The following is a 10,459-nucleotide window of genomic DNA, read 5'->3' on the forward strand; positions in this document are numbered from 1 at the left end:
CCGCCCTCCCGCTCCCGCGGACCGGGGGGACGCGCGTCGCCCCCGTCGCCCTCGGAGACCGGGGCCACCGGATCCGGGGAGGGTTTCCCGCCCTTCCCGTCCTCCTCGGCGTCGGAGAGCAGGGGGTGCTCGGCCACCTCGTAGCGCCGGATGTAGGTCCCCAGGAACGCCTGCATGCTCGCGCCCATCGGCAGCGCGAGCAGCGCGCCGGGCGCCCCCAGGATGGCCACGCCCGCCAGGACCGAGCCGAACGCCACCGCCGGGTGCATGTCCAGGGTCCTGGCGGTGATGCGCGGCTGGAGCAGGTAGTTCTCGAACTGCTGGTAGACGACGATGAACACCAGCACCCACACGGCGGGCCAGATGCCCTCCATCAGCGCCACGAGCACCGGGACGACCCCGCCGATGTAGGTGCCCACGGTGGGGATGAACTGCGACAGCACGCCCACCCACAGCGCCAGGGCGAACGCGAAGGGGATGTCCAGCGCGACCAGCACCACGTAGTGCGCGCCCGAGCAGACCAGGGCCAGCAGCGCACGGGAGTAGAGGTAACCGCCCGTCTTGGTGATCGCGATCTCCCAGGCCCGCAGCACCTCGCGCTGGGTGCGCGGCGGCAGGACCGAGCAGATCACGCGGCGGAAGCGCGGGCCGTCGGCGCACAGGTAGAAGGTGAAGAGCGCGATCGTCAGCGCGTTGAACAGCAGCGCCAGGACGGTCGTCCCGGCGCCCCAGACGTTGTTGGCGATACCGGAGGCGTACTGCTCGATCAGCCCGCTGGCGCTGGAGATCTCGTTGAGCAGGGTGGTGGGGGAGTAGGAGGTGTCGAACGTGGTGTTGACCCAGGCCAGCGCGGCGCGGATCATCGCGGGGATCTCGGAGACGAAGGCCAGGATCTGGCCGACCAGCATCGACCCGAGCAGACTGAGGAACACCACGGTCAGCGCCAGTACCAGCAGCATCACCAGCCCGGTGGCGGGCCCGCGCGGCCAGCGGTGCCGGTGGAGCCAATTGACCGCCGGTTCCAGCGCCAGGGCGAGGAACAGCGAGATCAGCAGCAGCATGATGAGGCTCTGCAACCGGACGAACAGCCACAGGGTGAGGCCGAACGCGGTGACCAGCCACAGGGCCAGCAGCATGGCCCGGGGGAGCCAGCGCGGCATGCCGCCGCCGCGGTCGGGGCGCGCGGACCCGGGCGGTGTGGTGCTCGTGTGCAAGCCGGTTCTTCCTCACTGTGTGCGGCCGCGCGACGGGGCTCCCGCGGCGTGACGGGACGGTTGCGACCCCACCGGACGATAGCGCCTCCCGGCCGCCTCTCCGTCCCGTCGCCGCCGCACTGTCGGCGGGGCTTCCTACGATGCCGCCATGGACACGAGTACGGATGTGTGGGCGGGAGTCCGCGAACGGGTGCGGGAACTGGCGCGGGCGCCCGGTGCCCGGGAGGTCTTCGGTGCCGGTTCCCACCGCTTCGCACTGCTGGAACCGCTGACCCCGGAGGAACTGGCCGAGGCGGAGGGGCAGCTGGGCATCCGCCTGCCGACGGGGTACCGGGAGTTCCTGCTCAGGGTGGGCGCCGGCGGAGCGGGGCCCGCACACGGTGTCTTCCCCCTGGTCAGAGGGGTGGACGGTCGGTGGCGGTGGCACGGCGACGGCGCGGACCTGGTCGCCCCGGCGCGGCTGGCGGAGCCGTTCCCGTCCACCGGTCCCGACCCGCGGTCCCTGGCCGCCCTGCGGGCCGAGGAGCCCGTCGAGGAGGACTTCGGGGACGGTGAGGAGTTCGACCGGGTCTACGAGGCCTGGGACGCGCGCATGGCTGACCTGCTGTGGGCCGAGGAACGTACCGTCGGCGCGCTGTGCCTGTGCCACCTGGGCTGCGCGCTGCGGCAGTGGCTGGTCGTGACCGGCCCCGAGGCCGGGCGGATGTGGAGCGACGGCCGTGTCGACGACGAAGACCTCACGCCGCTCACCGGCGGGGACGGCGCGCCCCTGACCTTCACGGACTGGTACCTGGGGTGGCTGGAGGAGGCCTCCCGGGCCGTGGCGGTCCGGTCCTGACCAGGGCCCGGTGCGCCGCCCGTCCTCACGGGCGGCGCTCTCCCCGGGCGGCGCTCTCCCCGGGCGGGGCCGGGCGCCGCCGACCGCCTCAGGCGGACGGGGCCGTGCCGGAGGGCGGCGGCGTCCTGGGCATCGGCGGGGTCGGCCGGTCGCGCCGGGCGCTGTGCCCGACCGCCCGCGGTTGGCGGCCCTCGGCGGCGCAGCTCAGGATCTCCCTCGCGGCGAGCCGTCCCGCGACCTGGAAACTCCGGACGTTGGAGTCGGTCCAGTGCCACACGGCGTCGCGCAGCACCACCCGGGCCGCGAAGGCGGGGAGGCCCTCCTCCCGTTCCCGCCACGCCTCGCGCGCGCCCTCCGCGAACGCCTCGGCGAACTCCCGCGGAAGCGGTTCCCCGGTGTACCGGCAGGTGGGGGGAAGGTCGTCGACGAACGCGAAGTCCCCGGAGGCCTCCTCCGGCAGGGGCTCGGCGTCGACCCAGACCATGGCGAAGGAGCCGGGGCACGCGGACTGTTCGACGTGGCGGACGTAGACGCCGGTGACCGGTCGCGGCAGCGGGGGCGGGCGCTCGTGGTCGGTGGACACGTGTCTCTCCTGACGACGGGGATCACAGTGTCCCTCCGCGCGGCCGCTCCGCACCACCTGTTTTCCGGGCGCGTTCGGTGCGTCCCGCGCCTTCGCGGGAGGTACGGCGGGCACGCCGGTGCGCCGAGGAGTGGTGTGCGTGCCGCCCGCGCGAACGGGCGGCACGCTCACGGACCACGGAGAACCGGAGGCGGCCGCAGGCCTCAGGCCCGCGGTCCGAGCACGCGCACCACCACCTTGCCCCGGATCCCTCCGGCCTCCAGCGCCCGGTGGGCCTCGGCGATCTCGGCCAGGGGAAGGACCCTGTCCACGACGGGGCGCACGGCTCCGGACTCGGTCAGGCGGGTCAGCTCGGCGAACAGCTCGTGCCCGGGGTCGCCGCTGAACGCGCGGATCCGGCGCGGGCCGAAGACGGCCGAGGCGGCGACGTAGGAGAGCGACGCGAGCACGCGCTCGATGTCGAAGGTGATCGTGACCATGCGCCCGTTCCGGGTCAGCCGCCTGCGGTAGGCGCCCATCCCGGTCCCCACCGTGTCCAGGACGACGTCGAACGGCGGCAGGTCCTCCGGTTCGGTGCTCGCGTAGTCGAAGGCCTCGTCGGCGCCCAGCTCCCGCACGAGGTCCAGGTTCCCGGCCCCGGCCAGCGCGGTGACGTGGGCGCCGTAGGCCCGGCCGAGCTGGACGGCGACGCTGCCCACCCCGCCGCTCGCGCCCCGCACCAGCAGCCTCTCGCCCGGGGCGAGGCGGGCCTTGTCCCGCAGCGCGGTCACGGCCGTCGTGCCGACGCCGGGCAGGGCAGCGGCCTCGACCAGGTCGATCCCGGCCGGTGCCGGGGCCAGCTGCCGGGGCGCGACGGCCACGAACTCGGCCGCGCTGCCGAACGTTCTGGGCAGCGCGCCCCACACCCGGTCCCCCGGCGCGTACCCGGAGACGCCGGAACCCGTCTCGACCACCTCGCCCGCGAAGTCGATCCCGGTCCGCTTCGGAAAGCCCCTCCCGGCCAGCCCGGTCACCGGGCGCGCCCTGCCCGCACGGCCCAGCAGCTCGCCGCCGTTCACGCTGGCGGCGTGCACGCGCACCAGCACCTTCCCCGGACCGGCGCCGGGCTTGGCGACCGTGCCCTCGTACAGCACCTCCGGGCCGCCGTACCGGTCGTACAGGGCCGCGCGCATCTGACTCACTGTTCTGGTCCCCCTTGTCAGCCGCCGCACGTCGGGTCCGTGCGGGGTCCTCGTCGTGCACGCTACGGCCTAAACGGACGCCATTCTCCACTTAGGGCCGATGTGAGAGACAGTGCCGTTCGTTCGTCTCGGATCGCCCCGCCGGACCGCCGCGGTCCCCGGCGACCGGAGTCCGGTCGCGCGAACGGGGACCGTGCCGCCGAAGCCGTGCCGAAGGTGTCGGAACGGCCGGAACCTCCCGCGCGGCTCGGGCATCGAACCCCGGTGTTCAGCACAGTCCGCCACCGCCGTGGCGTCGGAAGACGAGGTGTCAGCACGTGTTCGGAATCCTGCGTCCCTGTCGGCACACGTTGTCCGACGGGCTGGCCGAGGAGTGGATGTCGCACATGTGCGGGCTGTGCCTGGCACTGCGCGACGACCACGGCCAGGCGTCCCGGATCGCCACCAACTACGACGGCCTGGTGGTGTCGGTCCTGGCCGCGGCGCAGTCCGAGGAGTGCGCGGGCACGCGCCGGGCGGGCCGCTGCCCCCTGCGCGGCATGCGCGGGGCCGAGGTCGCCGACGGCTCCGGCGCGCGCCTGGCGGCGGCGGTGTCGCTGATGCTGGCCTCGGCCAAGATCGCCGACCACATCGAGGACGGCGACGGCCCCTACGCCCGCCGCGGCGTGCGCGCGCTCGCCGGACGGGTGGCCGAGCGCTGGCGGCGCGACGCGCGCGAGGCGGGCGCCGGGCTCGGGTTCGACGGCGCGGGGCTGGTCGCGGTGGTCGACCGGCAGCGGGAGGCCGAGTCCTCGGCGGGACCGGGCACCGACGTCCTGGCGGTGACCCGGCCGACCGAGGAGGCCACCGGCGAGGCGTTCGCGCACACCGCCGTCCTGGCGGGGCGGCCCGCCAACGCCGAACCCCTGCGCGAGGCGGGACGCCTGTTCGGCCGCGTCGCCCACCTGCTGGACGCGGTGGAGGACCGTGAGGAGGACGGGCGCAAGGGTGCCTGGAACCCACTCACGGCCACCGGCACCGGGCTCGACCGGGCCCGTGAACTGTGCGACGACGCCGTCCTGGGTGTGCGGCTGGCGTTGGAGGAGGCCGGGTTCGTCGACGACCGCCTGGTCCGCGCGCTTCTGGTGGTGGAACTGCGCCGGGCCGTCGACCGCGTCTTCGCCCAGGGCGGATATCCGCACCCGGGTCAGCACCACAACCATCAGTCCCACCATCAGTCCCACCGCCAGGCCCACCACCAGAACCCCCACCAGGCCCACCACCAGCAGCCGCCCCACCAGTGGGGAGGTGACGGGCACGGGGCTCACAGCGGTCGCCACGGCGGCGGGCGCGGGGGAGGCTCCGGCGGTGAGGGTTCCGGTTCGGGCGGGGCGCGGAAGAGGAGCGGCTGCTGCGACTCCTGTTCGTGCGACACCCCCGAACTCCGGCACCCGCCCAAGCAGCGGGGCGTCCTGGCGGGTTGCGCGGTGGCGCTGTTCATGTGCGGAACATGCCAATTCTGCTGTCGCGATCCCCACCCCGGGCCGTGGTCGGGCAAACCGCGGAACTCCTGGTGTGAAGCCTGCGAGTGCTGCAACTGCTGTAATTGCTGTGAGTGCTGCAACTGTTGCGACTGACGCTCAGGCCGTCCGGGACGGGGAACCGGGGGTGACTCCTCCGGTCAGGCGCGGCACCGGACGGGGACGGCGAGCCGGGGACGGTCTCCGCAGGGAGGCGGGCCGCAGGGCGCGGGGACGGCCCTCCCCGGAGGCGCGTTCACCACACGGGTGCGGCGGCTCCGGGAGGGTCTCCTCGGGACGCGCGTCACCGGACGAGGGGGCGGACCTGCCGCCCCTTCAGTCCTCCCAGTCGTTCCACTCCTCCAGCTCCTCCCGCTGGGCCCGCTCCCACCGCTCCAGGGCCTCCCGTTCCCGGGTGAGGCGCTTCTGCACCGTGGCGATCTCGGGGCCGAGGATCGTGTTCCTGAAACCCCAGTGGATCTCCTCGGCGGTCAGCAGCTCGATGCTGTCCGCCGCCCAGCGGCGGCCGGGGACGGCGCCGGGGTTGCAGCGCAGGGTCCAGCCGGGGTTTGTCCGCTGGAACTCCTGGAGCACGGCGTCGAAGGTGCGGGGTTCGGTGTGTTCGGGCATGGCCTCACCTGGGGGCGATCCGGGAACCGTGCTGCGGAAGCGGGTCGTGCGGCTGGCACCCAGCACACTAGACCCGCGCCGCCTCCCCGTCAGGTGTTTCGCGGAATCCGTTCGCGGGTGTGGAGGACCCTCGGGGGGTTCCCGTTTCGGCCGCGCCGGTCAGCGCAGGTACGAGGCGCCGTTGACGTCCAGGACGGCGCCGGAGGACCACACCGCCTCGGGCGAGGCCAGGTAGCGCACGGCCGCGGCGACCTCCTCGGGGGAGGCCACGCGCCCGAAGGGGCTGTCGGCGCGCACCCGGTCGGTGAGGCGGTCGGCCACGCGTTCGGTCTCCACGAACCCGGGCGCCACGGAGGCCACGGTGATGCCGTGCGGGGCCAGGGCGACGGCCAGCGACTGGCCCAGGGAGTGCAGCGCGGCCTTGCTCGCGCCGTAGGCCGGGTGGTCGGGCTCGCCCCGGTAGGCGCCCCGCGATCCGACGTTGACGATGCGGCCGCGCACCCCGTGGTCGATCATGTGCCGTGCGGCCAGGTAGCTGGTGTTGGCGGCGCCGAGCACGTTCACGTCCAGGGTGGTCCGCCAGGCCCGCTGCCACTGCTCGTAGGAGGTCGTGGCCAGGGGGTGGGCGGTGTTGACCGCGGCGTTGTTGACCAGGACGTCGAGCCCGCCCAGGCGGGCGACCGCCCGCCCGACCAGGTCGGCGGCCGCGTCGGGGTCGGCGATGTCGGCCCGGAGGAGGACGTGCCCCTCGCCGGGGAGCCCGGCCAGGGTGGCCTCGGCCTCGGCGCGGCGGGTCGCGTAGTGCACGGCGACCCGGTCGCCCAGCTCCGCGAACGCGGTGGCCACGGCCCGGCCGATGCCCCGGGCGGCACCGGTGACCAGGACGGCGCGGCCCGCCCGGCTCCGGCGGGGGTCGTGGCGGCCGGGCTGGGAGAGGTCATCCGATGGCATGCGGGGCACTCTAGCCCCTCGCCCGGCCGTGCGCGGATTCCGGCGCCGCGAAGTCCACGGCCCTTGCCGGACTCGACCCCCGCGCGCCGGTCACGCGTCCTGTCACCGGGGGTTCGGGGACACCTGGACCATTCAGGGGCGGTTCCGGTGGAGGCCGGTGAAGGTCGGGAACCGGGGGCCGAGCGTCGCTTGGGCCGGCTGCGAACGGATATGGCGGCGCGTAGCAGCTTCCTATGCGGCGGATCGGCCTGGAAGAATCTGGGGCATGTCTGAGGCGGAAGCGGTTCTGATCGCCGCGGTCATCGCGGCCGTGGCCTCGGTATTCGTGGCCTTGTCGGCGCGCAAAGCCCAGCGGGATCAGGTTCTTCGGGAGTCGCGCCGAGATTTGTTCACAAGCTTCGTGCTGGCGGCCAAGGAGTGTCAGAGGATTCAAGAGGGCGTTTACACGGACAGCCGGTACCGGGAAGAGCGTGACGCTATCGAGAAACTGGAGGACCTGTATTCTCGTATGGCGATCGAGGCCCCGGGAAGCGAGGAAATCCTGCTCATGGCAAGATGCCTCATCGAACACTTTGAAGAAATCAGCTCAGTCGCGATGCGTTACGAAAGAGAGCGCGACCCCGTATGGCGGACGCGGCTGCGCGATGAGGCTCGCGACCTGAGGGAAACCATGGGTCAGATGCAACGGGCAGTGCATAAAGAACTGCATCGCAAGGGGTAGTCCGGCCTCGGTCTTCACCGGGTCGACGGGAAGGGCGTCAACGCTGCCGCCCGGCCGCCCGCCACGCCGTCGGGGCCGCCGCCCCTGGCTCCCCGCCGCCGTATCTCAGACGCCGAGCAGACTGCCCAGCCACTCCTGGGGAGCCGCACGGTAGATCCTCTCGGAGTGCTCCCGCCGGTCGGCCCCGGCCGGGATCGGGAACACCATGAACAGGGAGCCCTGGTCGACGATGACCTGTGCGTTCCTGATCGTCGGATGGGGGAAGCGCGTGTCGGAGGGGTGCCCGAACACCGCCGAGCCGTGGTGGGCCCACGACAGCGCTTCATCGTAGGACGGATATGTGGTCTGGAAGCCGCGCCACCTCAGCGCCCCGGCATGGCGGTCCTCCCCCTCCACGATAGCCCTGACCTCCAGAATCCCCCAGACCTCGCGCTTCTCACCGCTCACAGTCCGGACCCCCTTTCCCCGCGCACCGGATGAGCCGGACGAGAACGTGACCGCCTCGGAGCTCTTTCTGCTAGTGACCGCAAAAGCTGTCGTACCAAGACCTTGACGCTGTTCTACTGTGCCGCGCTGTTCCTGTCACGCCTGACCCTGAACCGCACCGTGGCCGCTTCCGGACACCTGGGCCGCTTCCCTCCTGCGCGGGGAAACGCCGCGACATGATGTATCGGCGAGTGCGAGGAGGGGATCAGTGCCACCGGAGATCATGGCGGCGCACCGCGTGCTGTTGGACTGCCTGTTCCGCGGCGGGCGCATCGAGGACCACCGGGCGGACATGGAGATCGCGGGCGCGGCCTTTATGGGTGTTCTGTCCGCTTTCTTTAGGAATGTTATGGAGTATGCGTTCAGCGGCCATGAGCCGGGCATCCAGGTCCGCGAATACCTGGAGGACCTCAAACGCTGCTACCCCTACGCCCTGGACTCGCTGGAACCGGTCCGCACGGCGGTTTTCGTCCTGGAGCAGATCGGGCCCGAAGCGCCGCCCCCGGGGCAGTCCTACCTGTTGACGGGGCCGAACCTGGTCGGCGACATGGCCACGCTCGCCCTGTACACCGCGAAGCAGGAGGGGCTGTCGGAGGAGCAGTTGGAGATGTACCTCTTCGGCGCCACCGCACGCTACATGCAGGGGATGTGACGGGGCTGGTCGCGTCGTCCTCGGCCCCCCGGCAGTGGTGGCGCCCGGGTTCCTCGGGCGCCGCCGGTGCCCGAGGAGCCCGTCGGCGGTCACGGGCGCGGTTCCCCGTCGCCGCAGCGCCGGTGCTGGGGGCGCAGCAGGCGCAGGACCTGACGGGCGCGGCGCCGGCGGCGGGTGTCGCGGGACCACACCGCCGGTACGACGACCAGGACCACGAGCAGCAGGAGCGGCCAGCTGTCGGCCGTCCCCAGGAGTGCGACCGTCAGGTCCACGACGGCCGTGTCGGAAACGGAGAGCAGGGGCATCGGGTTCCTCCACCGGGGGGTGAGCGAATCGGGATGCGATCAGCTTGAACCGGGCCCGGGGCGGTATTGACAAGGCAGTACACGAGCGGCCAAGAGCTGACAATCATTGACAGCGGAAGACGCCGTAAGGCCTCTGGTGGCAGGATGTCTGGCAGTTTCTGTCATGGACCGCACCGATCCGGAAGGACTGGCGTGCCCCGGCCCTGGAAGCGTCCCGATCTGCCCCCGGGTGGGCTCGACGAGCTCAACCGCGCGCTGCATGAGTTGCACCACCGGGCCGGCTGGCCCTCCTCCCGACAGATCCAGCGCGCCCTGGACGCCAAGGGGGTGCCCATGTCCCACACCAAGGTTCACGACACCCTCACCAAGCCGGACCTGCCGCCCAAGGGCGCGGTCGAGATGATCACCGAGGTCCTGGCGGAGGCGGTCCGCGGCGCCGACGCCGACACCGAGGTCGAGCGCCTCCTGGACCTGTGGCAGGACGCCTCCGACGGCACCCTGTCCTCTTCTTCCGCGGCGCACGGCGAACCCCGGGCCGAAGCACCGCCCCCGGCGCTCCGGCCTCCGACCGGCGGCGGACAGGGCGGGGACGAGCAGGCCTACGAGTGGGGAGACGTGCCGCGGGAGTGGAGGGACAGGGCCGAGGCCGGTGAACCCGACGCCATGATCAGCATCGGCCTCAGGTTCGGGGTCTGGGGCGAGAAGGACAAGGCGGAAACCTGGTACCGCCGTGCCGTCGAGGCGGGCAGTACCCGGGCCATGGACAACCTCGGGAGCCTGTTGGAGGACCGGGGCGACTTGGGGGAGGCCGAGGAGTGGTTCCGCCGCGCCGCCGAGGACGGTCACACCGATGCCATGGACAACCTCGGGAGCCTGCTGGAGGACCGGGGCGAGCTGGACGAGGCCGAGGGGTGGTTCCGCCGCGCGGTCGAGGACGGTCACACCGATGCCATGAACAACCTCGGTGTCCTGCTGCGGGGACAGGGTGAGCTGGACGAGGCCGAGGGGTGGTTCCGCCGTGCCGCCGAGGACGGACACCTCCAGGCCATGAACGACCTCGGCGTCCTGTTGCGGGGACGGGGGCGGCTCGACGAAGCCGAATCCTGGTTCCGCAACGCCGCCGGCAAGAACGGCAACGCGCACGCCATGTACAACCTCGGGTCCCTGTTGGAGGACCGGGGCGAGCTCGGCGGGGCCGATGTGTGGTACCGGCGCGCCGCCAAGAACGGCAACACCCAGGCCATGTACAACCTCGCGTTTCTGCTTCACCGAGAGGGGGACAAGGACGAGGCCGAGACCTGGTACCGCCGTGCCGCTGAGTTCGGCCACACCGCCGCCATGTACAACCTCGGCGTGCTGCTCCAGGGGCGGGGCAGGCCCGGGGAGGCCCAGGGGTGGT

The 10,459-nt window shown here is 72.5% G+C and carries 12 protein-coding genes; 5 read left to right on the top strand and 7 right to left on the bottom strand.

The annotated features are described in order from the left end of the window. The coding region (locus tag DQW06_RS17880) for an AI-2E family transporter (protein ID WP_232833065.1) at positions 1 to 1,160 on the bottom strand (1,160 nt) is incomplete at its 3' end. A gap of 202 nt (positions 1,161 to 1,362) precedes the next feature. On the opposite strand from DQW06_RS17880, the gene DQW06_RS17885 reads away from it, so the two are divergent. Further along, positions 1,363 to 2,052 carry an SMI1/KNR4 family protein gene (locus tag DQW06_RS17885; RefSeq protein WP_013153664.1) on the top strand — a complete coding sequence of 230 codons (690 nt, stop codon included), beginning with the start codon at positions 1,363 to 1,365 and terminating at the stop codon, positions 2,050 to 2,052. 88 nt (positions 2,053 to 2,140) lie between these two features. On the opposite strand, the gene DQW06_RS17890 is transcribed toward DQW06_RS17885, so the two are convergent. Both DQW06_RS17890 and DQW06_RS17895 read right to left on the bottom strand, forming a co-directional pair. After that, on the bottom strand, positions 2,141 to 2,635 hold the full coding sequence (locus DQW06_RS17890) for a hypothetical protein (RefSeq protein WP_117198953.1): 495 nt from the start codon (positions 2,633 to 2,635) through the stop codon (positions 2,141 to 2,143). A 203-nt stretch (positions 2,636 to 2,838) separates the two neighbouring features. After that, positions 2,839 to 3,807 carry an NAD(P)-dependent alcohol dehydrogenase gene (locus DQW06_RS17895; protein ID WP_117198954.1) on the bottom strand — a complete coding sequence of 323 codons (969 nt, stop codon included), beginning with the start codon at positions 3,805 to 3,807 and terminating at the stop codon, positions 2,839 to 2,841. 326 nt (positions 3,808 to 4,133) lie between these two features. On the opposite strand from DQW06_RS17895, the gene DQW06_RS17900 reads away from it, so the two are divergent. Next, a complete protein-coding gene (locus DQW06_RS17900) occupies positions 4,134 to 5,432 on the top strand; it encodes a DUF5685 family protein (RefSeq protein WP_117198955.1) in 1,299 nt (432 codons plus the stop codon). 219 nt (positions 5,433 to 5,651) lie between these two features. Here DQW06_RS17900 and DQW06_RS17905 read toward each other — a convergent pair whose 3' ends face one another. Further along, positions 5,652 to 5,945, bottom strand: a complete 294-nt coding sequence (locus DQW06_RS17905; RefSeq protein WP_013153660.1) for a hypothetical protein — start codon at positions 5,943 to 5,945, stop codon at positions 5,652 to 5,654. Between the two features lie 159 nt (positions 5,946 to 6,104). Then, positions 6,105 to 6,896: an SDR family NAD(P)-dependent oxidoreductase gene (locus DQW06_RS17910; RefSeq protein WP_013153659.1), complete on the bottom strand. Its 792-nt coding sequence runs from the start codon at positions 6,894 to 6,896 to the stop codon at positions 6,105 to 6,107. Positions 6,897 to 7,161: 265 nt separating this feature from the next. On the opposite strand from DQW06_RS17910, the gene DQW06_RS17915 reads away from it, so the two are divergent. Further along, entirely contained in the window at positions 7,162 to 7,617 is a 456-nt protein-coding gene (locus tag DQW06_RS17915) for a hypothetical protein (protein ID WP_071622298.1), read from the top strand. Between the two features lie 105 nt (positions 7,618 to 7,722). Here DQW06_RS17915 and DQW06_RS17920 read toward each other — a convergent pair whose 3' ends face one another. Then, positions 7,723 to 8,064, bottom strand: a complete 342-nt coding sequence (locus DQW06_RS17920; protein WP_013153657.1) for a hypothetical protein — start codon at positions 8,062 to 8,064, stop codon at positions 7,723 to 7,725. Between the two features lie 247 nt (positions 8,065 to 8,311). Here DQW06_RS17920 and DQW06_RS17925 point away from each other — a divergent pair, with 247 nt between their 5' ends. Continuing rightward, positions 8,312 to 8,755: a hypothetical protein gene (locus tag DQW06_RS17925; RefSeq protein ID WP_117198956.1), complete on the top strand. Its 444-nt coding sequence runs from the start codon at positions 8,312 to 8,314 to the stop codon at positions 8,753 to 8,755. Positions 8,756 to 8,844: 89 nt separating this feature from the next. Here the strand turns inward: DQW06_RS17925 and DQW06_RS17930 are convergent, their stop codons facing one another. After that, positions 8,845 to 9,060 carry a hypothetical protein gene (locus tag DQW06_RS17930; RefSeq protein WP_013153655.1) on the bottom strand — a complete coding sequence of 72 codons (216 nt, stop codon included), beginning with the start codon at positions 9,058 to 9,060 and terminating at the stop codon, positions 8,845 to 8,847. Positions 9,061 to 9,252: 192 nt separating this feature from the next. Between DQW06_RS17930 and DQW06_RS17935 the strand changes: the two genes are divergently transcribed. Further along, a partial coding sequence (locus tag DQW06_RS17935; RefSeq protein ID WP_157983478.1) for a tetratricopeptide repeat protein occupies positions 9,253 to 10,459 on the top strand: 1,207 nt, incomplete at its 3' end.

Source organism: Nocardiopsis sp. TNDT3 (assembly GCF_003427465.1).
In the GTDB taxonomy this organism is placed as follows: Bacteria; Actinomycetota; Actinomycetes; order Streptosporangiales; family Streptosporangiaceae; genus Nocardiopsis; species Nocardiopsis dassonvillei.

Coding starts and splice junctions, on each gene's coding strand:
- DQW06_RS17885 (WP_013153664.1), top strand. CDS start 1,363: ATGGACACGAGTACGGATGTGTGGGCGGGAGTCCGCGAACGGGTGCGG.
- DQW06_RS17895 (WP_117198954.1), bottom strand. CDS start 3,807: ATGCGCGCGGCCCTGTACGACCGGTACGGCGGCCCGGAGGTGCTGTAC.
- DQW06_RS17905 (WP_013153660.1), bottom strand. CDS start 5,945: ATGCCCGAACACACCGAACCCCGCACCTTCGACGCCGTGCTCCAGGAG.
- DQW06_RS17910 (WP_013153659.1), bottom strand. CDS start 6,896: ATGCCATCGGATGACCTCTCCCAGCCCGGCCGCCACGACCCCCGCCGG.
- DQW06_RS17915 (WP_071622298.1), top strand. CDS start 7,162: ATGTCTGAGGCGGAAGCGGTTCTGATCGCCGCGGTCATCGCGGCCGTG.
- DQW06_RS17930 (WP_013153655.1), bottom strand. CDS start 9,060: ATGCCCCTGCTCTCCGTTTCCGACACGGCCGTCGTGGACCTGACGGTC.